The sequence below is a fragment of the Saccharopolyspora spinosa NRRL 18395 genome (assembly GCF_000194155.1).
Classification (GTDB): Bacteria; Actinomycetota; Actinomycetes; order Mycobacteriales; family Pseudonocardiaceae; genus Saccharopolyspora; species Saccharopolyspora spinosa.
In genome coordinates this window covers 812,497-835,628 of the sequence record NZ_GL877878.1, presented here as the reverse complement: position 1 = coordinate 835,628, position 23,132 = coordinate 812,497, and the positions used below count along the sequence as shown (strand labels likewise).

The window sequence follows — 23,132 nt, the reverse complement described above, 5'->3', positions numbered from 1 at the left end:
GCAGCATGACCTCACCTCAAAAGAGCCACACCCAAATTAAACAAGTCGTCGAACCTGCGGCCGGGATCGGCCGCCGCCCAACGGTGAAGCTTGGCCTGCATCTCCGATACCCGTGATCGTGGCCCCTGCGGAACCCGCTCATCCAGTGCGTCGGTGTTCACCGCCGCATCTTTCGGCATTACAGCGTCCATCCCTTCTCGAAACCGCTGCCGTCCTTCCCCATGTGCACGGGCTTTCCCCGGCTCGGAGTACTACGACGGCTCCGCCCCGCCCTGGACCGATCGGCGGTCGGTGCGCCCAGCCGACCCGCCGGACGGATGCCCGGAAGGACGGCGGGACCAGGACGGTTCCCGTGTTCACTGTGATTCGCTCGACGGAGGAGGAGCCCGACTCGGTCCCTGCGGCATCACCACGGCTACCCCGCAGCTCTTCACCGTGGTCTCCCGACCAGCCGCCGAAGGCCAACCCAGGAGTTCCCCGTTCTTTCTGAACGGGTGCGCACCGCTCCCGGCCCGTATCCATCAGGTTTGAGCCGGTACACGCTTGAGAGACGTAAACGCCGGTTCCTCGCGTACTCCTTTCCGTCCCGCTCGCCGAACCCACACCATCTGGCAGTCCTGGTACGCCTCGGCTTGATCAGGGCCGCTTGCCACCCTCACCAGCACCACCTGGCTCGGGCTGCCCTTAGCTCCACCTCCCTGCTGCGACAGGGAAGGCGATGAAGGTCCCTCACCTCCACTCGAATCAACAGCGCCTCACGGCGCACTCGGCGGCAGGTGAAAACTGGCTCTGGCACGCTTTCCGTGATGGACCCGGGTGCTTCCCACCCGGCAGGTAGTTGATCATGTGCACAGTGTGCTGATCTTGGAGTGCTTGGCGTCCTGTTCCCGCATCTGGCCCGGTTACGGATTGACGATGTGCACGCTGCGGGGCCGGTGGTGCGGATCGAGGCGAGCACGCTCACCGGCCGCGTCGCGTGTCCTGGCTGCGGAAGCCTGTCCGATCGGGTGCACAGCCGCTACGAACGGCGGTTGTCCGACACCGCGATCTCGGACCGGGAGGTGCTGATTCGGCTGCGAGTCCGCCGGTTGTTCTGCGATAACCCCGCGTGTTCCAAGAAGACCTTCGCTGAAGCGGTACCTGATTTGGCGGCTCGCTATGGCCGGCGCACCACGGTGCTGGAGCGGGTGTTGTGCGCGGTCGCGCTGACGTTGGGTGGTCGTGCCGGGGCGCGGTTGACCCAACGCCTAGCCGCTGCGGTCAGCCGGATGACGTTGCTGCGCATGGTTCGTGCCCTGCCCGACCCCGAATACGCGACTCCTCGGGTGCTGGGGGTGGACGACTTCGCCCTGCGCCGGGGACACCACTACAGCACGATCCTGATCGACGTCGAGTCCCGCCGCCCGGTCGACGTTTCTCCGGGGGTTCCGAGTCTGAGGCGAGCCTCCGCGATGGAGTCTCAGCAGCTCATCGGCTATGTCTGGGAAGAGTAGTGATCGCAACAGGTGTCGTGCAAGCAGTCAGCGTGATCGTCAGTCGACCGGGTGAGGATCACGCGTGAGACGACGTGAACGGGTTCTGCGCTGAGCGTGAAACCGGTTGGGGGCATGAGGACCGTGGTTTTCATGCCCCCAACGTGTCGTATGGGTCAGGCCCGTCGGTTCAGGTTGGCGATGAGTTCCCGGTTGGCCGCGCGGGCTGCGGCGAGCTCATCGTCGCGGCGTTCGAGTTGATCGGTGAGGTCGACGACTTGCTGCTCGAGGGTGGTGACGCGGTGCTGGAGTTGGTCGATGTCGGCGGGTGCGCCGAGTCCGGACTCGTGCCAGGCTTGCTCGCCGAGGAACACGGCGAGCCTCTTCTCCAGTTGCCGGATGTGGGCGGCTTGCCTGGTCAGGCGGCCTTGGGCGTTGGTGAGGTCGGCTTGGAGTGAGGCCCGGCTGACCAGGGGGCCGTGGCCCTCGGCGGGTGGTGGGTTGGCTTGGGCGGTGTGGATCTGGGCCAGCAGGTCGTGGTGACGGTAGAGGAACGTGCGGTCGACACCGGCGGCGCGGGCGATGGCCGACACGCTGATCTCCCCATCATGGGCGGTGGCCTCGTTGAGGGCCTTGATGACCCGTTGGCGGCGGCGGGCCGAGTCGGCTCGCCGGCCCTCGATCATCGGGTTGTTGGTGCTCATGCGCTCCGGTCCGGTCGGATATCGGGAAGGGGTTGGCGGACGCGGGGCAAGCCCAGGCCGACGACCCGGCTGCGGGTGCGGCGGACGAGGGCGACGGCGTCCTCGATCTGGGAGCGTTCCTCGTCGCTGAGGTCGTCGAGGTCGGCGTTCATGCGGTTGATCAGGCGCCGGATTCGGGTGATCTCCTCGTCGGAGGGCATGGCCTCGGATTTGGCCCAGTCGTCGGCGTCGAATGTGGCGAGAAGCCGTTCGCGGTTGCGTAGCAGGTCATCGTGATATGCCTGCAGATCTGGCAGGAATGACACGTCGCTGGAGAAGTGGCCGCACCCAATGCAGCGGAATCTGACGGGGCAGTCGTGGCCGTCCGCGGCGACGTTGCTGGGCTCGGAGCATCCTCCATAAGGGACAGCGACCTCGCCGACTGCGCGACGGGTGTGCTCGGAGTCCAGCATGGCCTTGGCTTGCCGCCAGACACGATTGCCATGCCGGTCGAACTGCATCGTGGTGACGCGCTCCACCGCTTCCCGGCGACGCTCTTCTCCGACCCGGTAATACCGTTGCGCCGTCAGGATTTGACGGTGATCCATCAACTCGCGCAGGACGTCGACCGGAACGCCGGCGTCGGCGTGCCGTTGCGCGTAGGTGTGCCGGAAGGCATAGGGGAAGATCCTTCTCTTGTCGAATGGCAGCATCTTCGTCGTCGTCCTGCCCTCGACCTTGACAGCTATCGGGACCAGGATGTCGGGTAGCGCGTCGACCCACTTTCGGTGTCGGCTGGTGACGCTGTTATCGGTGATTGAGCGCCGTCCGTGTGGATTGCGGGCTGGGGCGGGCAGGAGCTTGAGGAAGTCGGTGGGCTCGTCGGGGAACCGCAGCCGGACACGCTGCTGTTGCGCGGCGATCGCCGCGGCCGTCGCCTCGGGGATCGGAAGCCGGCGAGCGTGCCGGTGGGCTTTGATGTTGTCGTAGACGAGCACGGGCTTGCCGTCGGCATCGCGTTCCAGGCAGTCGAAGACGAGCTGGCAGATCTCATCCGGCCGGCGCCCGGTGTCGATCAGTAACTCAACGGCGACGCGGATCTCCGCGCAGCTGGTGTCTTCCAGGAGTTGGAGGTTGGCGCAGAGGTGCCGCATGACCTCGGGCGGGAGATCCTTGCCCGCATCGGCGTCTTCGGGCTCGTCAGGGATGTCGTCTGGGCCCAGGGAGAATTCGTCGGGCATCCCGGCCATGTGCTCGCCCTGCCGGGTCAGCCCCATCGCCCGCATCCGAGACAGCAGGAGCCGGACGTCGCGGCAGAACACGATCCTGCGGTAGGAGCTGATCGCGCCCTGCTGCGCGAGGTAGGCGAGCCGGTTGCAGAAGGCGGTGATGTCGGCGCGGAGCAGGAGCGCGGGCAGGCTGCCGTGGTCCTCGCGCTGCAGCCGCAGGCTCGTGGATAGCTGCGCTATCGAGTTGATCCGGGACTGCAGGATCCCCCTGATCGAGGTGCCCCGGTGTCGTGGGAGATCGTCGAACGCCCATTTCTTGGCGGCCTCCCGCAGCCAGGGCTGGCTGATCTCGGTGAAGCGTAGCGTTCCGCGCATCCCGAACACGGACAGCTCCCAGACGTCCTTGTGGCGTTCGGATTCTGGGGTGAGCCTTCGCCGAACAGCATGGTGGACCATGCTTTTGTGAAGCCCGCGATGGCTGTTCGGCATGGCTTCGAGATCGAGGTCGCCCAGCGATGCCACCTGCTGCGAACGGGCCAGGTCGCATAGCGGCCGTAGCCGCGTCAGGTTGTTCTTGATGCCCTGCTTGGTGCGCTCCTGCAGCCCATGGATCACCTCGGCGACAACGCGCGGCGGCAGCCCGCGAAGGCTCACCGTGTTGTTCTCCGCGACGGCGGACGTCGTCCGCCGCCAGTGGCCTTCCTCCAACGCGTTCCCTCGCTGTTGCGCCACTTTCCACCGATACTTGTGGGCATAGCAGTAGGGGGCCGCGCCGCCGCGATCACGGGTGCAGGCCTCCACCAGGCACTGGCCGTAGGCGGGGAGCGCCACCACCTCGGGGTGCGCTAGGAACTCGGCCAGCGGCAGTCGCAGAGAGCCGTGCTGGGCATAGTGGGTGCCACAAAGCGGGAGCCGCGCACTCTTCCACGGACGGGGACATGCCGGAACCGAGCAGCGGCCCGCGCCTATCGAGCGCCAGCGCCGTCTCGCGGTGGCGAGGAACTCCTCCCACGGCACCTCTGTGGCTGCCTTCCAGCGGTTGTGGCAGGCAGCGCACAGGTGCTTGGACGACCTGCCGATCTTCTCGCAGCCCTCGACCAGGCACGCCGTCCACCCCAGCAGGGGATGCTCCTGCGGGAAGGACAGGATCCTCACCGCAGGATCCCAGCCCAGCAACGTCACGAAATCCGGCTCGATCGCCTCCCACAGGCCCGCGGTGATCTCCTCGTCGCCCTCGGCCTCCAGCACGGCCGCCACCGCTGTCACCGGGAGATCCCCTCGACCAGCGCGCGGGGCGTGGGCACCCGGTCGACGGCGGCCCGCAGCCGGGAGGGATCCGGGTGCAGATACGGCTGCGAGGATGAGGGGCTGGCATGCCGCATCAGGTGCTGGATCTCATCGAGCGCGGCGCCGGAGTCGGCGAGATTGCTGCCGAACGCGTGTCGGCACATATGCGGAGAGACCGCCCTGGCCAGTCCAGCACGCACGCTCAGGGCTCCGAACAGCTCGTTGATCGCGTCCGGTGTGACTGGGCCGCCCAGCGGCTCCCGGAAGAGGTTGACGAGCAGGAAGTCGCAGTCAGCCGCCGCCGGGCACTGCTCCCGCTCGGCGACGTACTGGTCGATGGCCCGCACGACCAGGAAGTCCGTCGGCGCCGAATGGCTGCGCCGGGACTTCGCCCACGCCCCGTTGATGTTGTCCCGGCGGACCACATGCAGATGCGCTCCCCGGACCTCGCACCCCACGGATCGGTTGTCCGGCAACAGATGCAGGTCGCTGCGACGCAGGCCTGCCACTTCGCTGCGACGCAGCCCGACGCGGGCCAGCAACAGCACGATCAGCCGGTCGCGAGCCGATCGGCATGCCGAGAGCAAGGCGACGATCTCCTCGTCGCGGGCACGGTCCACCGCGGTCTCCGGTTCGCTCAGCCGGTGCCGGGCACGCAACCGGTGGGACAGCCCGCCGTCCTCGCCCTGCGCCTCCAGAGGCAGAGCACGGGCGTCGGCCAGCTCGTAGAGCTGCCCGAGCACCCACTGCGGCACCTCCTTGTTGGCAACCGCGAACGACAAGAAGCCCCGGACGGCTACCAGCACCCGGTTGATCCGCCCCTCGCTGCGCGCTGGCACGGCGCCAGGGCCCAGCACGACCCGGTCATCGCCGGTTGGGGTGTACTTCAGCCACGTCATGAACAGGCCCATGTCGGCTGCGGCCGTCCGCCAGTCCCGGCCAGTCCGTGCACACCAGCGGACGAACAACGCCACACCACCCGCGTACGCCTTCGTCGTGGACTCGGCCCGATCCCGGCCGAACCGCAACTCCCGCAAGTACCGGTCGGCGACCGGCACCACCTCCAACTCGTCGTCAAGCACCGTCCAATACCGGCCGCCCGAGGGCATCTGCACTGGAAACACACGCACCGGCTACCCCTGCTCGTTCTTGATCGGCAACAAGGAGCCACAGAGCTACACCCCGAGAAAACCGTTGCAGGACACGCCACGCGGGCGATCAACGCAACGTCACACCACAGACTGAAAAACCCGAGAGAAGGACGTGCTCACTGACCGCACCGCCGAGACACTGACCGCGTGGTTACAAGCCCATCCCGGTGTGGAGATCATTTGCCGGGACCGGGCCGCCGCCTACGCCGAGGGCGCTCGCGAAGGCGCACCGGACGCGCTGCAGGTGGCCGACAGGTGGCACGTGTGGAACAACCTTGCTGGCGCGGTAGAGCGCACTGTCGCCCGACACCAGAAATGCCTGAATGCGGCGGTGGACACTGCCGCCGAGCCCAACCCTGACGCTGATAGCGATGCTGATCAGCAGCACGGCCAATACGGTGTCACGGCGCCGGTGCAGCCTGTCCAGCCCGAAGACAGAACAGATCGGATCGCGACCCGAACTCGGGAGCGCTATACCGCCATCCATGCCTTGCTGGCCGATGGCGTGGGCATCAGAGCAATCTCTGCCCGGCTGCACCTGGCACGCGGGACCGTGCGCCGCTTCGCCCGCGCCGATACGGTTGAGGAACTGTTGACCTGTAACGGCACCGGACGACGACCGAGCCTGTTGGACGAATTCAAGCCCTACCTACGCCAACGCTGGGGCGAGGGGTGCACCAATGCCGCTGCCCTGTTCGCTGAGGTCAAGGCACGCGGCTACCGCGGGGGCCAGAAGATCCTGCGCGAGTACCTGCGCCCGTTCCGCGCTGCCGGCCGCATTCCCGAACCGCTCCCTAAGCCGCCTTCAGTGCGGCGGGTCGTGGGTTGGATCATGAGCGATCCGTCCAACATGGACGAAGAAGGCCAACGCCAGCTGGACGCCATTCTCGCCGCCAGCTCACAACTCGCCGCGCTGGCTGGTCATGTCCGTGCCTTCGCCACCATGATGTGTGGCCTCCGCGGCCACGAACTGGAGGAATGGATGAACGCCGTCGACGCCGACGATCAACCCGGCTTGCGCTCCTTCGTCGTCGGCCTCCGACGCGACCAAGACGCAGTCACCGCCGGTTTAACCCTGCCCTACAACAGCGGCCCGGTCGAAGGCCACGTCAACCGCATAAAAATGATCAAAAGACAGATGTACGGCCGAGCCAAGACCGACCTGCTCCGCAAGCGCGTCCTGCTCAGCGACTGAGCCCCAGGCCAGATTCACGGAAAGTGGGCCAGAGCCAAAATTCGCGTGCCGTTGACAAGATCAAGCAACTCGCCGAGTACGTCCGCAGCCAGGTCGTCCGGCGACGCAACGCCCGCGGCGGACGCAGCGCCGCCGAACACCTGATCGCCGCGATGCGCTGCGTGTACAACCACGCCGTCGACGACGAACTCATCACCGAAACCGACAACCCCGCACGCCGCGTGGCCAAACCACGGCGACTGCCCAGCACCCGCCGCGGCCTGCCCGAATCCGGACTCGAAGAAGTCAACCGAGTCGCCGCCTCCACCGGCAACGACCCCACCCTGGACACACTGCTGCTCCGGCTGCACACCGAAACCGCCTGCCGTCGTGGCGGTGCCCTGGCACTCCGCTTCGAAGATCTCGACCCGGGCCAGTGCCTGATCCTCCTCCGCGAAAAGGGCGACACCACCCGCTGGCAGCCGGTCTCCCCCACCCTGATGCGGCACCTGCAAGACCACGCCCACCAACGCGGCGCCGCCGCATCCGGAGGACAGCTCCTGCGCTACCGCGACGGACGCCCGATCACCACCCGACGCTACGACCACCTCTGGAAACGAATCGGCCAACACCTGCCCTGGGTCGCCACCCAGCAGATCAGCACCCACTGGCTGCGCCACACCACCCTGAAATGGGTCGAACGACGCTTCGGCTACGCCATCGCACGCGCCTACGCCGGCCACACCGACAGCACCAGCGGCGACGCCGGCACCACCACCACCTACATCCGCGCCGACCTCGACGAAATCGCCAACGCACTAGCCGCTATGACCGGCGAATCACACCCCCTCGCGCCCAACACACCCGTGATGCAGGGAGGTGGCGCGTGATTCAGATGATGATCAAAACCGCCCGCACCGAACTGGCCCGCCGCACCGGCGCCCACAACATCAGCACAATGCACGGTCCCCAAGGGCAACTGCGGGTGGGTGAGGCCTAATGGAGGGTAAGCCGTCCACGCCGGGCCCGGCGCCCGATCGATCACTGCATCTGCAGTGCGCCTGCACCCTGTTGGTGGCCGTGGGAGCCGCCTACGTCTCCTACCGGCACGGCCGCGAGTTCGCCCTCGAATTCGGCGCCGACGCCACCACCGCCACCCTCTGGCCCCTCATCGTCGATGGATTGTTGACGATGGCGACCATCGAACTATGGAAGACCAGCAACCATCACCGCGTCGCGACCGGGCAGTGGAAGGCATGGCTGTCGTTCACCCTCGGCATCGGGCTCTCGCTGTGCGCCAACATCGCCTCCGCACCCGAACTGAACGCCTTCTCCATCGCCGTGGCCGCCTGCCCACCACTGGCACTGCTGCTGTCGGTGGAACTGCTCAACCAGGCGCTCAAGCGGCATCGCGCGGACACAGCAAGTGGTTCCGTCCATGAGCCCGACGAGAACGCATCAGCACAACCTCCGACGACGGACTCGGGCGAGACCAGCCCGTCGTCGGAGGCGCTGGAGGCTAAGGATGTGCCAGCGCTGCGCACGGTGATGAACAACGTGCCTGGTCACGACACCAACAACCCGGACGCTGTCCAGGAAGCACCGCACGGGGAGGATGATGATCCGCTGCGCGAGGAGGCGTACCGGCTCGACGCCGAACACTGGAACCTGTACCAGCGCCCGATCTCAGCCGACACGCTCCGCCGAAAGCTCAGCATCGGCTCGACCCGAGCCCGCGCCCTCGCCCGCCACATCCGCCAGCATCGCCGACCAGGAGCGTTGGCGGCGGTGGAATGAATACTCACGCCGCCACGCAGCCAAGTCCAAGCCGAAGCGCCCGGGCCGACCACGAACACTTCACTCGATACGTGCCTTGGTCCTGCGCCTGGCACCGGAAAATCCCAGCTGGGGCTATCTCCGGGTTCACGGCGAACTGCTCGTCCTCGGGATCAAGATCGCCGCCTCCACCGTCTGGGAGATCCTCAAAGAGGCCGTATCAACCCGTCACCCCGACGGAGCTCGAGTACCTGGGCGACGTTCCTGCGCTCCCAGACCGACGCCGTGCTCGCGTCCGACTTCTTCGAGACGGTCACCCTGACTGGAGCGAAAGTGGACGTCCTTGCGGTGATCGAGCACGGCACTCGCCGAATCCGTGTTCTGGGTGCCACCGCGCACCCGACCGCCTCGTGGGTGGCTCAGGCCGCGAGGAATCTTGTTATCGACCTCAAGGACGCCAGCTGCAAAGCGCGGTTGCTGATCCAGAACAGGGACAGCAAGTCTCCCGAGCTGTTTGACGCCATCCTCAACGACGTCGGGATCGAAGTCGTGCTCAGCGGGATCCAGATGCCGAGAATGAACGGGCGGCCCCCCGCACGGATCCCAGCGTGCGGGACTACCACACTGGGCTCCTGCCTCAGGTTCTGGCTGCAAGGCGCACGTTCGGGTAGGGATGCATCACCCGGACTTTTGGGAGCATCGAGTCGCGTACCTGCCCATCCGTTCCCAGTGTCGCCTGCCAGCCTGAAGGGACCACCGGTTTGCCATGAGCATGGGACCGGGTTGCGTCCGCCAGCCCAGACGGTCCCATCAGTGGCAAACAGGTGGTCCCATGCTCCTGGCAAAACCGGCTCTGAGGTGGTCCCTTACTCCTGGCAGCCGACACCCAGTTGACCCGTCCACGTTGACTTCGTCGCCGTAGCGCCCAGTGCCAGTGCAGGGTCACCTGATGCCGGAAGGCCGTTACCGCGTCGGAATTTCCCGGTACGGCGTAGTAGGCCATGTGCCCTTGCAGCACTGTGGCCAGCCACTGTCCCTGTACCGGGATGGGATCATGCCTACGACGCTTGAGCTGGTCCTTGACCTCTTCCAGCTTCGCCCGCATCCGTATCGCGATCGTGCTGCGCCTGACCCAGAAGCGCCCCACCTGGGATCTCGCGCAGATGTGCGTGAACCCTAGGAAGTCGAACGTCGCCGGTTGCAGTTTTGTCCGCGACACGTGACAAGCCCTGTCCCGGTTACGGCTCTTTGGAGCTATCCACAGCCCGCGGTCGGATACCGCCTGCCCGTTGAGATGAAGCATCGACGGGCAGACGGGGCAGCACAAGCGTCCGGCGACTCAGCCGACGTCGGGCAGGCGGAGCCGTGTGGTTAGCGTTCGGACACAGAATTAGGCTGTGGATGAGTGGGGTTGTCGCTGGTCAGGTTCGGTCGGTTGTCACGACCGAACCCGACTAGTTGTAGGCGGTGATCAGATTGTGGTTCGGGCCGAGGGTTGACTCGGGCGGACGACGGGCTTTGCCGAACGATGCCGGTAGCGCTGCCTCACCTTCTGGACCCGAACGTGCCCACGCGATGATCCCGTTCGCCAATGCAGATCGGCGGGGCCGGTGTCGGCTGACGTGCCCGGACTGCAACGCCGAGGCATATCGCATCGCGAACATCCCGCTGGAGGCCGTTGGCTTCTGGAGGTCACTGACCGGCCCGGAGCACCCTTGAACCCACCACACACGAGCGCATGAAATACGCCGGCGAGCGGCCTCAGCGAGAACTGGCTGACCTGCCCATTTACTCGACCTCATAAAATCGGCGACATAACTGCCTGCTGACATCGAACAATGTTCGAACGGAACCTCGGACTGGCGATCACGTGGCGGCAAGTGATCACAGTTCACCCTCTTGGCGCTGCCCAGCGCGATACGAAATTGCTACCGTCCGCGCTGTTTGGCCAGACGATCGAGTGCTGAGGGGAAACGTAATGGGCAAGCGCAACTACACCGCCGGAGATAGAGCAGGGCTGATTTCGTTGTCACAAGGGTCCTGCTACTGGCCCGGATGCAGCACTCCAGTGTTGGTGTTCGTAAAGGGCAGACCGAAAATCAACCTGCAAATAGCACACATCTTCGCATCGAGCGATGGCGGCCCTCGCGCAATACCAGATTTAGAAGAGAAGGAGCGCGACTCGTTCACCAACCTAATTCTGCTATGCAAGCCACACCACGACACGGTCGACAAAGATGAGCCCGAGAACTACCCACCCGAAACCCTTCTAGAATGGAAGCGCGAACGTGAAACTTCGGGCCAAGCGGCACTGGCCGGACTGAGTAACGTCACGGAGGAACGCCTCCAAGAAATCATCACTGATGCCATAAAGCAACGCGATCAACAAGTCAAGAATGCGCTCGATCGTTTCGCAGAGATCGATTCCGAATCAGCCGCTGCTCTGCGTGAACTCCTGGATGAACTGGACGAATTCCGTCGACATGGGCCCATCCTAAATGAGGATACTGTCTCGATGCTTCACAGTGCCGCAAGTCAGCTTGGACATCTTCCAGATTCGGCGAACACCCTATCAGAGGCCGCAAGCAAGATTGCAAACCTGGAGGACTCGGCCAACAGCCTAGATGACGCAGCCGACAAGGCTGCCGGGCTCAACGATATAGCAACCGCGCTGAATTCGGCCGCAGACAAAGCAAGCGACCTTAGTTACATTGCGAGCGATCTGAGAGATGCAGCCGCCAGGATGGAAGACTTCCGTTGATCTCCTTTCATCGGAACACTGGGCGGACAGGTGGTCGGACAAAACCGGGTTACGACCCACGAACAGATCACCGCGCACCCCTGTCCTGGTCGAGTATGCGCCCACCCGGTTTTGACCTGGGCGATCGTGACCTCCGATGATCGGCGATCGTGGCTGTTCGTCTGGTCCATCGGCTCTTAGCTCAGGTGCTGTCCTGGCTAGCCCTGTTCGCTCGATCGTCGGCGTCGAAGGACGCAGAGATACTCGCATTGCGACACGAGGTCGCTGTGCTGCGACGGGGCGATCAGCCCGTCGGCCAGCAGGTCGCGGGCGATCACCCAATCCACCTGACCGTCCGTGCCCACATTGAGCTTCATGCCCGTGGTCTGGGGTTCCTCAGCGGGGCCCGCGTCGCCCTGCAGCGGCGGAGGCTTCGGAGCGGACGGGGTGGCCTCCGGCCGGGTACCGGTGTCGGGGCCGACGAAATCGACGTTGATGTGCTGGCTGCTGAACCATTGCCACAGCCGGTAGCGCCAGGTCCAGTCGCCTTCGTAGCCCTGCGACAGGGAGTCGTCGACCACCATGACCTTGAGCGGCTGCTCGGTTCCGCCGACGCCGCAGGCGAGGTGTTTCAGCTTCTCGAGGAGCAGCGGCCACATGGAGTTGACGCGGTCGGACAGGAACGTCAGCGGGTTGCCCCAGGCCCCCAGCCGGGAAGCTGCCCGCCGAAGGCTCCTCCCTCAGCAGCCGCCGCGGACGGCTCCTTCGCCGTCGCGGGGGCGGTCAGTGACGCCGTCAGCGCCAGGCAGAGCACGACGGCCACCACATGGCGGACCGCGACCAGCGCCGACCCTGGCCTCTTCATCACAGCCGTGACATACGCATGCCTTTGGGTGTCCTTAAGTCACAGAGAAAGGTTCATGTAGTCAGAGCGGGGGTTTCCCGACCTTGCCGGGCGAGTGCTAGCCGATGGTGTCAAGGAACCGGTTGTGGCGTAGGCGGAGTGCGCGTTCGATGCTGGCCAGCCCGGCGCCGATGCCGATCACAGAGTTGAGCCACGCAGGAAGGGAGATGGGCGAGACAAAGGTCCCGAAGCTGGGCGCGACTGGCGGCAGTGTGAAGGCAACCTCGATGAGTTGCGGGATGAGCAGGAGCACCGAGATCACGAGCAGGATGACCGACGTGACACTGATTGCGCGGCTCAGCGCGGGGTGCGTGCGGGCGAGGTGAGCACGGCGCCCTTCGGCCGAGGTGTGCTCCGGAATCAGCGGATACTCCTGCCCTCCTGCTGTGACGTAGTGGCAGCGCTTCAGCCCGAACGGGGACTCTGCGACCTCGATCACGCCACCGGAGATGGGAAAAGCGGCGGGGAGCTTGGATTCGGCCTGATGACGGCCGCCGAGGTAGAGGTCGGCTGTGCCTTTGCCGTCGTTGGCGAAGAACCGCCGACGATGAGGTACGTCAACAACGTACACCGCCTGCCGCCCGTCATCGCGACCGAGTACGACTGAGTACAGCGATCGCGAGAACGGCTGCCACCAGCGGAACGGCTTCAATTCCCGCCCGGTACCGGGCTTCACCCGCTTCACCGCGCGACGTCGGCTCCACCCGTGCATAACAGTTTTTCTCCTTGTTCCCCCCGGCCTCGCCGGCGGAGATCGATTCGGTGAGAACGGAAAGCGTCAGGACAAGGGACGGTGGCCGACACTGATCACGGTGCGCCACCCGGCATCACGCGAGTCGTTGCCGGACGGCCGGTGCGCAAGGATCAGGATCCGAGCACCAGTGGCACAAGGAAGTAGATCTCGATGACCTCGTACACCGCGCCGATGACGAAGAGCGCGAGTGCCGGGAGCCAGAGCCAGCCAAGACGGCGCAGACCGCGCCTGTATCCCAGTCGGCGGGTGGAGGCGCCGACCGCCGCGGGCCGGAGCCAGGACCTGCCGAGCAGGTATGCGCCGAACATCACGAGCGCGTAGGCCTGGAACTCGATGAGCATGGTGAGCGAGTGCGGGATGAGCGTCAGCCTCGATGTCGCGTCGACGGGGGCGAGTATGACGCCGAGGTCGATCGTCTTGATCGCGAACACCGCGAGCCCCGCGAAGGGGGCCACGAGCGACGGGAGGGTGATCAGCAGCAGCGCGGTCGGGAACACGTTGACCAGGAAGATGACCGTGCCGAACACCCACCCCTTGCCGATCACCGCCTCGACGAGCGCCCCCTGGCCGCCCCCCAGGAACGAGGCGGTCCGCGCGGCATGCAGGTCCGGGAAGAGCACCCCCAGCGCCATACCGAGGAGCAGCACTCCGTAGACGAGGACGTTGATGAGCAGGTACGCCCGGAGGTCGGCGCGGATGATCTGGAACGGCCTGCGGAGGCGGTTCATGGGGTTTCACATCCCATTTCACGTGTCGGGCGGCCGTATGCCGGCCACGGCGCAACGTCTAGCACACTGTGCTATTACGATCGAAAGCGACAGTATCACAGTGTGCTAGTACAGTGTGTTAGAGGAGGCGCTGATAGTGGAGCGGGAGACGGGTACCAGCAGCCGGGACAGGGTCCTTCAGGCGGCCATGTCGATGTTCGGGGAGGATCCGGGTGCGCGACTCAGTGTGCGGGCGGTCGCGGCGCGGGCCGGGGTGAGCACCGGCTCGCTCCGGTATCACTTCCCGACGCAACGCGCACTGCAGGACGCCGTGCTCGCCGGCATCTACGACGTGATCACCCCCGGCGACAGGATCCACGACCGATCGGCACCGGCACGGGACCGGCTCATCGATTGCCTCAGGCAAGTGCTCACTTTCGCTGGCGTGGGCGAACAAGCACGAGCGGCTTGGAGCGAGATCTTCACGACCTTCATCGAGCCTGAACCGACCGACGAGAATCGCGCAGCGTATCTCGCTCTCGAGCGGGAAGCGCAACGCCGTGTCGAGTACTGGCTGACCGTCCTGAGCAACGAAGGCGCTCTCGCCGAGGGGGACAACAGCCGACGTGCCAGATTCCTCACGACCGTCCTCAACGGACTCTCGATCGCTAGAGCCCTCCCGTCCGAGGAATCGATCCTGACCACCGAAACCGAGACGCTGCACGCAGCCGTCGACCACGTCCTCAATTCCCGATTCTGACGCGATCCGGTTCGAGCACCCACCGGCCCCGGCGACAGCCACCTCTACGCGATCGTTGATGGCGAGGTCGTACCCGAGTACGAGACCAGAAGTTGCCGACGTCGCGACCGACAAGGCCCCTACACTGCGGGCAACGACGTAGATCCATTCCGTGCGAGGAGAAACATGCGTATGTCAGCAGTAGCTCGTCGCCATCGGCGCGCTCACAGCGCAGTCCCCGCACTTGCCGCGGTGTTGTTCACCGTGGTGGCAGTCGGCTCCGCGGACGCCGTCGCCCCAGCGGCCATCGCACCACGCAAGGTGACCGACTTCGACCATGCCGACCCCGCGGCCATCGAGTACGGCGGCAAGATCTACTCCTACGCCACCGACGGGTCCAACGACACCCGCCGGATCCGCGTCATCCGGGCGGACTCCCCGGCCGGCCCGTACACCCAGCTCGGCAAAGCACTCGACCAGGTGCCGTGGGCAAAAGATGACACGGCGGTGATGGGCCCGCACGTGGTGCACCGCGGCGGCGACCGGTTCCTGATGTACTTCACCACCAACCCCAGAAACGGTACGGAAAAGTGCGTCGGCGCGGCCGTGTCGACCACAGGACCCGCGGGACCGTTCACACCGCGGGCCAAGCCGTTGATTTGTGACGAGGCGCAGCACGGCGCGATCGCGCCGTCGTACTTCCACGACCCCCGCACCGGCAAGCACTACCTGCTGTACAAGACCAACGGTCCGAACGCGATCCGCCGCATCTACCTCCAGGGCCTGACGGCCGACGGGTTGTCGATCAGCGGCAACCGCACACTGCTCGGCGAGCGCGACTTCAACTACGAGAACCCGCAAGTCGTGTACCGGAAGGGCAGGTACTTCCTCTTCATGTCGCGCAACGACTTCCGCAGCGCCGACTACAAGACCACCGTGAACTGGGCGGACAACGTCACCGGCCCGTACCCGGCTGACCGCGCCCACAATCTCATCACCAAGGAGAACACCAGCATCGCCGGCCCCGCGAGCGCCGAGCTGGTGACGCTCGCCGACGGCCGGACCGTGGCGTTCTTCCACGGCTGGCGGCAGGACGGCGGCCCATGCGGCTCGCCGCGCTACCTCTACGTCGCCACGATCACCTGGGGCCGCGCAGGCGACCACCCGCGACTTGAGGAGCCCCGCCCCGGCGACGCGCACTGCTGAACAGACGCGGGACGACCCGCGTACCTAATTAGGCCGTGTTTCAGGTGTCCGATCGCGATAGCCGGGCCGGATGCGGTCCCGGACGCCGCTGCCGCAAAGCCAGGAGACAACGTAGCTGTTCAGCTACCTCTGAATGGATTTCATGCTGTCGCCGTTGCCAGTCTGACCGGCCGCGTCCCCCGCGTTGCGCCATCTCGCACCTCTTATGGTCAACATCGATCGATCACTCCAACCGGATTGGACCAAGACCATGTCGTGCGGAAGACGGATGATGCCAAGAGCTCAGGTGCCGAGTCCGACGGTGCCACGCCCAACTGGCAATTCGGGGGTGCGATGTGCGGTAAGTCGTTGCGGAGTAAGAAGTTTTTGGCCTCGCGAGGGTCGTGGAGTCCTTCATCACGGCTCCGCTGCCACGGTTAGCCGGAACGCCCGCGGGCTGGTACCCCGCACCCGTTTGAACGCGGCACTGAACCCGAAGGCGTCCGCGTAGCCCACGGTTTGGGCGACCTGGGCGACGCTCATCGATGGCTCGTCTACGAGCAGGTCGGCTGCCATTGCCATCCGCCAGCGGGTGAGGTAAGCCGCAGGTGGTTCGTCCATCAGCTCGGTGAAGCGTTTGGACAACGTCGCCCGGGATACTCCGGCCCGCTCAGCCAGCGACGACACCGTCCAGCCGGCGGCCGGGTCGCTGTGCAGCAGGCGTAGGGCACAACCCACCACCGGGTCACGCTGGGCGGCCCACCAGGCGGGTGGTGTCCCGCCCGGCCGGTCGAACCAGGTTCGCAAGGTGCACACCAGCACCCAGTCCAGCAGCCGGTCGAGCACAACTTGCTGGCCTGGGGCGTCCACGGCGATCTCGGCGGCGAGGTGGTCGACCACGGCGTCCCCGGTGCCGCCGGCGCCGACCCACAGCGCGGTGGGCAGGGCGTCGGTCAATCTGCGGCTGATCTCTCCGTGTACCGGGTACGCCCCGGTGATCAGTGTGGTGGCCCCGTCGACGCGCGGATCGTGCCAGCCCAGCCGGTGGCGGGTGCCGCCCAGTTCGGGGACCGCGCAGTCCTGCCCGCAGGCGATGGGCTCGATCCGCGTGTCCGGGGCGTCGACGACGGTGAACGTGCCCGGACCCCGCACGATGATCGTCTCGTAGGGGTGCAGCCGTAGGGGCTCCGCGTGCTCGGGCACGACCCAGCCCGATCCACCCAAGATGGTGCACAGCGTGAGTGGGGCGCCGTCGATGAACTGCAGTGCCCAGGGCGGTTTGAGCGTCGTGCTGCCGAACAGCGACCCCTGGGCCCGGACTCCGCGGAACAGATCACCGAACGCGTCCACCCCGTCAGACTAGACGAAGACACAGGTAATCCGGCCGTTTACCTATGGCATCGTCCAAGTCGTCACGGTTCACTCAGGTTCATGGATTCCGACACAGTGCTCATCCTCGGCGCTTCCGGGAAGACCGGGCGCCGCGTCGCCGCCCTGCTGCGGCTGCGCGGCGTGCCGGTCCGGGCGGCGTCACGGTCCAGCTCCACCCGATTCGACTGGGGTGATCCCTCGGGCTGGGACGCGGCCCTGAAGGGCGTGGCCGCTGTCTATGTCGTGGCTCCGACCACACCCGGTCCGGTGAGCGAGTTCGTGGCCCGCGCCAAGGCCGCCGGGGTGTCACGCCTGGTCCTGCTGTCCGGACGGGGCGCCGACAAATGGGGTGACTCCAGGTTCGGGCGGGACATGCTCGACGCCGAGGCCGCCGTCCGCGGCTCCACTCTGGAGTGGACCGTGTTGCGCCCAACAAACTTCTTCCAGAACTTCACCGACCCGCAGGCCCACTGCGACACCATCGCCGCGGGTGAGCTGGCGCTGCCCGTCGGCCCTCTTACCGAGGCGATGATCGACGTGGACAACGTCGCGGACGTCATAGCGACGGTCCTGACCGAACCCGGCCGCCACGCCGGCCAGGTCTACGAGCTGAGTGGCCCCCGCGCCCTGACCTACCGCGAGGCGGTCGAACTGATCTCGCTCGCGACCGATCGGCCGATCAGCTACTCCGAGATCGACGTCGATGACTACGCGGCGACCCTGATCAGGCAGGGACTGGACGAGCACTACGCCTACTGCGTCTCCGACATGTACGTGATCATCGCGCGCGGCACGCTGGCCACACCGACCGATGGCGTCCGGACCCTGCTTGGCCGAGAACCGCGTGCCTTCGAGGATTTCGTCGTGCGAGCCGCCGCAGGCGGTAGCTGGCTCGCTGAACAGAGGGGACCACAATGAGCACGCCTTCCGACGCGCTGACCGACGAGGACCGGCAGCTCCTGGCACGCCCCCTGCTCGGCTTTCTCACCGTTGCGGGCGGCCCGGACCCGGCCCAACCCCGGCCGGTGTGGTTCGAGGCCACCGAAAAGGACACCATCCAACTGTTCACCAGCCCCGACACCGTCAAGATCCGCCGCCTGCGCACCGACCCCCGCGCCTCGATCATCGTCGCCACCCCAGTCGGGGAACAAGAACGGTGGGTCTCGATCACCGGCCGGGTCACCCTACACACCGACGGCGCCAATGACCTGTTGCAGCGACTGTTCACCCGCTACTGGGGTGAGGCCACTGCGGAGCGGGCCGACGAACTCGCGGGCATGATGGCACAGGAATGGGTGCGGATCGTGATCCACCCGGAGCGGGTGCGACGAGTGGTGAACTGATCGACGAGTCCGCGAGACTCCCGCGCACGCCGGCGATGTCGGTCAGACGGCTGTCGGAGTCCTTGATCGCTTCTTCCATGCGTTGTTTGTTCGCTTTCAGCCGGCGATCCAGCGCGCGGATGTCAGTGATCAGCTCCCGGACCAGGTCCTTGCGGGCTCGTTCCACCGACGATTGCGGTCGGATTCCGGCCACAGCGGCGGCGGCCTAGTCGGTAATGAGGTCGGTGGACACACCGCCGGGAAGCAAGTCACGCAGCAGGGCGTGTAACTGGTTGACCGTGCGGGTGCGCTGCTGGGTCCGGTTGAGGCGACGCTCGTCCAACAGCCCCAGCACGGTCGAGGCTCCCTCGGAAGTCACCAGCATCGCATCGCCCTGCAGGGCGGCCACGCTGGCGGCTGCCGCGGCATCCAGAGCGTCGTTCTTGCGGCGACCGCCTCGGGAAAGCTCCCGGACCCTGGCGGTGGCCGTCGGCGGCACGTCCACCACGGTCTCGCCCCGTGCGATCAACCATTGCGTGAGGTGGCGGCCGGGTCCTCGCGCGTTCTCCACCGCCCACCGGCGCTCGGAGAACTGTCGCGCCCATGTCAGCAACCGGCGGTATTCCGGTAGCGCCGCATCGATCCGAACCGTCTCTAGTGGACGATGTGTCTGCGGCTCCAACGCTGTAGACGTGTGACTGAACTTATGCGGATCGACCCCGATGACGACCATCAACCGCGTTCCTTTCCATGCGAGATAAGGGAAACCGCGGTTGACATTCCGACTTTCAGCCTGTGACGCTCACACCTCTGTTGAGTCAGACTGCAGTCGGTGTCGGGTCAGGCCACACACCCCCGGCGAGCCAGCCCATCCGTGCGGCAGGAACCTCACGAGCGAGCCCAACCCGACACCTCCGGCAGACTACGGCCAGTGATCACCCAACCTGTCCAACCGGTAGCTACATACAAGTCGGAACCTCAGTCCGAGGTGAAGCACGTTCCTTGGCCGGTGGTCATGGTGGGGCGTCCTCGCCTGGCGCGGTGTGTTTCTGTTTGAGGCGGGTGGCGCGGCGGAGCTTGATGGCGAAGGCCAGTGCGGAGGCGCCGAAGAGCACTGCCGTGATGGCCAGCCATCGGCCGAGGTAGACGTTTTCTGGCAGCCGGGCGGCGCTGGGGTAGGGCTCGGAGAGATCGAGGATGAGGGGGAACCAGACGATCAGGAGCACACCGGAGAGGCAGGTGGGAACACGCAGGTAGTTGATCCACGGGACCCGTAGTGGGCGAGCTGGGTGATGCCGCAGAACGGCGCGGGCCGACAGGTCTGCCAGCGAGTACACCGGAAGCAGGATGAGGTCGTGGAGGATCGCTGCGCCAACGAACCAGATCGCTACGTCAAGCGGGCGGATGGCGAACAGCCGTACCAGGGCGTAGGCGGCGAGGGCGAACGAGCAGATCAGGACGAGAAGGTGCAAGGGACCGGAACCGTACCAGCGCAGGAAGCGTGTCATGATCATGCTCTGAAGGTGAGTCGGCGCACCCATTTGGTGTTGTTCACGCCGGGATTGGCGGGGACGATGATGCGGGCCGGGAAACCGTGGTCAACGGAGAGGTCTGCGCCGTTAACGTGCAGGGCCAGCAACGAGCGGGGGTCCGCAACCTGATTGCCCCGCAGCGCCACCGTACTAAAAGGGCCGGAGGATTGGACGGATTCCACCAGAACGCTTCCGGCGCGTGGCAGTCCGGACATGGCGGCGAGGTCGGCCAGCCGAAGTCCGCTCCAGTGCTGATTTCCGGTGGACCATCCTTCCACGCATGCGATGGGCAGGTCGGCGGCGTGCTGGCGCATGACCAGGAGCTGTTCGCGGGTGAAGGTCAGCGGCGGCCCGTGGCCATGAATTTCAAGTCGCCAGTTCGGGCCGATAAGCGCCGGGGTGACGCCGACAGAGGCCGCGGTCTTGTTGATTTGGAAGCCGTTTGGGCCGTCGCCTGGAAGAGCGGTGTTGCGTAGCCAGCCGCCGATGCTTTGTCCCGCGGTGACCATGAGCAGCAGCATTGATCCCGCTCCAACCAGTCCCAGCGCGCCGCGACGGGTCATTGTCGGCGCCGCTGGGCCGGTGGGCACCAGGTGGTCGGGGTCGGGTGGCTCGGAGCGGGTGTGGGCGAGGTCGGTGCGCAGTTCAGCGGCAAGGCGGCGGGAGCGCAGGGCCCGCGTCATCCGGCCGAATCGGAGGCAGACGTGGAGGACGAAGGCGGCGATGAACACCCAGGCGCCGTAGAAGTGCAGGGTGTAGAAGGAGCCCGGGAAGACGTAGTAGATCTGGATGTTGAGGATGCCTGTGACGAATTGGAAGATGGCCCCGCCGACCAACATCAGCAGAGACAGCCGTTCCAGGGCATGGGCGAGGCTGCGAGCCGGCAGCCACTCGAACAGTTTCGGGATCACCGACCACAGCTTGCCCAGCAGGACGGGCACGAGGACCACGCCGAGCGTGACGTGCACGCCCTGGGTAAGCCGGTAAAGCCAGTACGGACGTGTGGGCCAGTCAAAGAGGTAGAAACCCAGCACGCCCTTGTCCGGAGTCTGGTCGTTGACCGGGTCGAGTCCAGGGTTGTAGGCGGCGTAGGACAGCGCCCCGGTGACGAACAACAGCGGGATACCGATCAACAGAACCAGGCCGAATACCGAGGTCAGCCACGGTCCGCGGATCGGACTGCGCCAGAATCCTGGACGAAACGGGCCCGGAGGCGGGGGCATCTGCCCGATCCGCCGCGCCACGACCCGGGCACGAGCGGCAGCCCCTGTCGCGAGAACCGCCACGATGGCGGTCACGCGTACCGTGACGGCGCGAATGTGCGCGGCAGTTCGGGCCGCCGGAAGCCCGATCGCGGCGCCCACGCGCTTGAGGCTGCCTCGGTCGCGTCCGTTTTCCGAGCTCGGGCTTTTCGAGCCGCTGGATGACATCAGCTCCCCCGTCTCCCGGGTGCTTCACCGGGGGGATCCCCCAGAGCATGATCAGGGAGTGGCATGTGGACGCCTCGAATTTGGCACAGATCCCATCGGCTGTCCGTATCCGGCGCGCATCCAGGTGGCCCTCGCCAGCCGAAAGCGTGAGCTGGTGCTTGCCGCGGCCGGGTGTGTACGCGCAGTGCCCTTGCGCCATGTGATGCTCTGGCACACCGCGACGCGGCACTCCACCGATTGGCTTCTAGCGCGGCATCCGGCGGTGATCGTGGCTCACGTGTTCTCGGCAATGTCCGGCTCATGCACTCGGTTGCGGGCGCGGATGACCGCTGCGGCGCAGACCACGACGGCGGCCAGCCCGTATGCGAGGGCCTGGACGGTATGCCAGTGCAGCGCGTCCCCGATGTAGAGCGCTGTGCCCGCGGCGGTGACGGCAAGCCATTCACATCGGCCACCCATTCCCACCAGGGCGACGACCAGGAGTGCATACCAGTAGTAGGCGGGCGAGATCAGCAGTAGTGCGGTGCCGGTGACCAGTAGCGCTGCGTGCCATGGACGATGCGGGTCGCCTCTCCACAGGACGTAGAGGGCGCTGAGTGCGATGAGGACCGCGGCGGTCGGGCCGGCCCAGGTGTCCGGCAGGACCAGCCGCAGGAGCGCGAACCGGTGGACATCGCCTTGCTCATAGCCCTCCTCCTGCAGATAGCCCGGGAGATAACCCAGGACCGCGGCCCCGGAGGCGAACACGTAGGGCAGATATGCCAGCGCCACGACTGCCACAGCCGCCAGCAGCACGCGCGCCGCCTGCCGCAGCCGGTCGCGTATGGGGGGCCCGGGTGCCAGCACCCCGGACAGCGCCCCGGGAAGGGCAAGCACGGGCAGCAACTTGGTGACGATCGCGGCCCCGAGCAGCGCTCCGCGCCGTGCTCCCGAGGCGGTGCTGAGCGCAGCCACCGTCAGCAGCACCCCGAGCGTGTCCACGTGGGCGTCGTTGACCGCGGCCAATGACACCGCCGGACACCATGCCCACAGCGCCACACGCCGCGGATCACCACCCGCCCGCCGCTGATGCAACAGCAACCCTCCCGTGGTGGCGAGGGCGAGCGCCGCGGCAGAGAGCTGCCATGTCTTGTCACGCGCGCTTGCCGGGGAGACGCTGTGCACCAGCAGGAACCACGCCTCTGCCACGGGTGGGTAAATCGTGTGCACCGACGGTCTGTTGATGTGCGTGCACACCCCTGCCCCAGGGTGCAGGTCCCATCCCTGACAGCCAGTCGAAGCGGGAAAAAGCCACGGGTCGCGCAAACGAGCCAGCTGCGGCGCATCCGGCGGGTAAAGGTACGGAGAGATCCCAGCGGCCTGCACACGGCCGTCCCAGGCGTAGCGGTAGAAGTCGTCGCTAGTGCGCGGTGGAGCCGACAGTCCCGCTGCGCACAGCGCAAGGCCGCCCGCGAGGATCAGCGGCACCGCGATACGTACCGTCACGCGCCGCACCGCCCACGCGGCGGCCGCGAACAGCACCCACGCAGCGGCGTACCAATACAGCAGCGCACCTGGATGTCCGAGATCACCGCCGATGTGGACGGTCGCGACGACGACGGCCACCAGGGCCGCCAGCAGTGCCGTGGTGCCGAGCGTGCGCACTCCCACACCGCCACGGTGACAGCTACGAGCCG

The 23,132-nt window shown here is 66.2% G+C and carries 23 protein-coding genes and 2 pseudogenes; 12 read left to right on the top strand and 13 right to left on the bottom strand.

Going from position 1 to position 23,132, the window contains the following annotated elements:
- Positions 1 to 11: 11 nt before the first annotated feature.
- Complete coding sequence (locus tag SSPN_RS59235) at positions 12 to 179, bottom strand: hypothetical protein (RefSeq protein ID WP_187764852.1); 168 nt, start codon at positions 177 to 179, stop codon at positions 12 to 14.
- A gap of 738 nt (positions 180 to 917) precedes the next feature.
- On the opposite strand from SSPN_RS59235, the gene SSPN_RS0104160 reads away from it, so the two are divergent.
- The gene (locus SSPN_RS0104160) at positions 918 to 1,493 is read left to right on the top strand and encodes a transposase family protein (RefSeq protein ID WP_158309525.1); all 576 of its coding nucleotides are present in this window, start codon (positions 918 to 920) and stop codon (positions 1,491 to 1,493) included.
- A 155-nt stretch (positions 1,494 to 1,648) separates the two neighbouring features.
- On the opposite strand, the gene SSPN_RS0104155 is transcribed toward SSPN_RS0104160, so the two are convergent.
- Genes SSPN_RS0104155 through SSPN_RS0104145 form a run of 3 tightly spaced genes read right to left on the bottom strand, consistent with a single transcriptional unit; the run spans position 1,649 to position 5,801 of the window.
- Complete coding sequence (locus SSPN_RS0104155; RefSeq protein ID WP_010692470.1) at positions 1,649 to 2,176, bottom strand: DUF6262 family protein; 528 nt, start codon at positions 2,174 to 2,176, stop codon at positions 1,649 to 1,651.
- A complete protein-coding gene (locus SSPN_RS58200) occupies positions 2,173 to 4,650 on the bottom strand; it encodes a site-specific integrase (RefSeq protein WP_010692469.1) in 2,478 nt (825 codons plus the stop codon). The genes SSPN_RS0104155 and SSPN_RS58200 overlap by 4 nt, the downstream gene beginning before the upstream one ends.
- Entirely contained in the window at positions 4,647 to 5,801 is a 1,155-nt protein-coding gene (locus SSPN_RS0104145; RefSeq protein ID WP_029534955.1) for a tyrosine-type recombinase/integrase, read from the bottom strand. Before SSPN_RS0104145 ends, SSPN_RS58200 begins: the two co-directional genes overlap by 4 nt.
- A gap of 133 nt (positions 5,802 to 5,934) precedes the next feature.
- Between SSPN_RS0104145 and SSPN_RS62460 the strand changes: the two are divergent.
- The 6 genes and pseudogenes from SSPN_RS62460 to SSPN_RS54280 form a co-directional block, all read left to right on the top strand.
- Positions 5,935 to 6,138: pseudogene (locus SSPN_RS62460) on the top strand (transposase); the annotation flags it as partial.
- 516 nt (positions 6,139 to 6,654) lie between these two features.
- On the top strand, positions 6,655 to 7,017 hold the full coding sequence (locus SSPN_RS62455) for a transposase (RefSeq protein WP_420187923.1): 363 nt from the start codon (positions 6,655 to 6,657) through the stop codon (positions 7,015 to 7,017).
- 23 nt (positions 7,018 to 7,040) lie between these two features.
- Positions 7,041 to 7,886, top strand: a complete 846-nt coding sequence (locus SSPN_RS0104135; RefSeq protein WP_010692466.1) for a tyrosine-type recombinase/integrase — start codon at positions 7,041 to 7,043, stop codon at positions 7,884 to 7,886.
- A gap of 109 nt (positions 7,887 to 7,995) precedes the next feature.
- Positions 7,996 to 8,793 (top strand): DUF2637 domain-containing protein, encoded by a 798-nt coding sequence (locus SSPN_RS0104125; protein WP_010692464.1) that lies wholly within the window; start codon positions 7,996 to 7,998, stop codon positions 8,791 to 8,793.
- A gap of 1,058 nt (positions 8,794 to 9,851) precedes the next feature.
- Positions 9,852 to 9,995 (top strand): hypothetical protein, encoded by a 144-nt coding sequence (locus tag SSPN_RS56405; protein ID WP_158309524.1) that lies wholly within the window; start codon positions 9,852 to 9,854, stop codon positions 9,993 to 9,995.
- A gap of 755 nt (positions 9,996 to 10,750) precedes the next feature.
- Positions 10,751 to 11,533, top strand: a complete 783-nt coding sequence (locus SSPN_RS54280; RefSeq protein WP_143539650.1) for a DNA repair protein RecN — start codon at positions 10,751 to 10,753, stop codon at positions 11,531 to 11,533.
- Positions 11,534 to 11,730: 197 nt separating this feature from the next.
- Here SSPN_RS54280 and SSPN_RS59230 read toward each other — a convergent pair whose 3' ends face one another.
- The 4 genes from SSPN_RS59230 to SSPN_RS0104095 form a co-directional block, all read right to left on the bottom strand.
- Positions 11,731 to 12,171 carry a lipase gene (locus SSPN_RS59230; RefSeq protein WP_010692460.1) on the bottom strand — a complete coding sequence of 147 codons (441 nt, stop codon included), beginning with the start codon at positions 12,169 to 12,171 and terminating at the stop codon, positions 11,731 to 11,733.
- A 26-nt stretch (positions 12,172 to 12,197) separates the two neighbouring features.
- On the bottom strand, positions 12,198 to 12,380 hold the full coding sequence (locus tag SSPN_RS0104105; RefSeq protein ID WP_029534954.1) for a hypothetical protein: 183 nt from the start codon (positions 12,378 to 12,380) through the stop codon (positions 12,198 to 12,200).
- 94 nt (positions 12,381 to 12,474) lie between these two features.
- The gene (locus SSPN_RS0104100) at positions 12,475 to 13,128 is read right to left on the bottom strand and encodes a hypothetical protein (RefSeq protein ID WP_029534953.1); all 654 of its coding nucleotides are present in this window, start codon (positions 13,126 to 13,128) and stop codon (positions 12,475 to 12,477) included.
- Between the two features lie 152 nt (positions 13,129 to 13,280).
- Complete coding sequence (locus SSPN_RS0104095; RefSeq protein ID WP_010692456.1) at positions 13,281 to 13,898, bottom strand: hypothetical protein; 618 nt, start codon at positions 13,896 to 13,898, stop codon at positions 13,281 to 13,283.
- Between the two features lie 187 nt (positions 13,899 to 14,085).
- Between SSPN_RS0104095 and SSPN_RS61430 the strand changes: the two are divergent.
- From SSPN_RS61430 to SSPN_RS0104085, 3 genes and pseudogenes are all read left to right on the top strand, one after another.
- Positions 14,086 to 14,196: pseudogene (locus SSPN_RS61430) on the top strand (TetR family transcriptional regulator); the annotation flags it as partial.
- A gap of 12 nt (positions 14,197 to 14,208) precedes the next feature.
- Positions 14,209 to 14,637 carry a TetR/AcrR family transcriptional regulator gene (locus tag SSPN_RS0104090; protein ID WP_237710661.1) on the top strand — a complete coding sequence of 143 codons (429 nt, stop codon included), beginning with the start codon at positions 14,209 to 14,211 and terminating at the stop codon, positions 14,635 to 14,637.
- A 171-nt stretch (positions 14,638 to 14,808) separates the two neighbouring features.
- Positions 14,809 to 15,822, top strand: a complete 1,014-nt coding sequence (locus SSPN_RS0104085; RefSeq protein WP_158309522.1) for a glycoside hydrolase family 43 protein — start codon at positions 14,809 to 14,811, stop codon at positions 15,820 to 15,822.
- Between the two features lie 396 nt (positions 15,823 to 16,218).
- Here the strand turns inward: SSPN_RS0104085 and SSPN_RS0104080 are convergent, their stop codons facing one another.
- Positions 16,219 to 17,151: an AraC family transcriptional regulator gene (locus SSPN_RS0104080; RefSeq protein ID WP_010692453.1), complete on the bottom strand. Its 933-nt coding sequence runs from the start codon at positions 17,149 to 17,151 to the stop codon at positions 16,219 to 16,221.
- 81 nt (positions 17,152 to 17,232) lie between these two features.
- On the opposite strand from SSPN_RS0104080, the gene SSPN_RS0104075 reads away from it, so the two are divergent.
- Positions 17,233 to 18,090, top strand: a complete 858-nt coding sequence (locus SSPN_RS0104075; protein ID WP_010692452.1) for an NAD(P)H-binding protein — start codon at positions 17,233 to 17,235, stop codon at positions 18,088 to 18,090.
- Positions 18,087 to 18,515 (top strand): pyridoxamine 5'-phosphate oxidase family protein, encoded by a 429-nt coding sequence (locus tag SSPN_RS0104070; RefSeq protein ID WP_010692450.1) that lies wholly within the window; start codon positions 18,087 to 18,089, stop codon positions 18,513 to 18,515. Before SSPN_RS0104075 ends, SSPN_RS0104070 begins: the two co-directional genes overlap by 4 nt.
- A gap of 205 nt (positions 18,516 to 18,720) precedes the next feature.
- On the opposite strand, the gene SSPN_RS42390 is transcribed toward SSPN_RS0104070, so the two are convergent.
- The 4 genes from SSPN_RS42390 to SSPN_RS42385 form a co-directional block, all read right to left on the bottom strand.
- On the bottom strand, positions 18,721 to 19,227 hold the full coding sequence (locus SSPN_RS42390) for an IS110 family transposase (protein ID WP_010692449.1): 507 nt from the start codon (positions 19,225 to 19,227) through the stop codon (positions 18,721 to 18,723).
- 280 nt (positions 19,228 to 19,507) lie between these two features.
- A complete protein-coding gene (locus tag SSPN_RS0104060) occupies positions 19,508 to 20,002 on the bottom strand; it encodes a hypothetical protein (protein ID WP_029534951.1) in 495 nt (164 codons plus the stop codon).
- A gap of 2 nt (positions 20,003 to 20,004) precedes the next feature.
- Positions 20,005 to 21,390 (bottom strand): molybdopterin-dependent oxidoreductase, encoded by a 1,386-nt coding sequence (locus SSPN_RS0104055; RefSeq protein WP_010692447.1) that lies wholly within the window; start codon positions 21,388 to 21,390, stop codon positions 20,005 to 20,007.
- A gap of 339 nt (positions 21,391 to 21,729) precedes the next feature.
- Positions 21,730 to 23,100 (bottom strand): glycosyltransferase 87 family protein, encoded by a 1,371-nt coding sequence (locus SSPN_RS42385; protein WP_010692446.1) that lies wholly within the window; start codon positions 23,098 to 23,100, stop codon positions 21,730 to 21,732.
- Between the last annotated feature and the right edge of the window lie 32 nt (positions 23,101 to 23,132).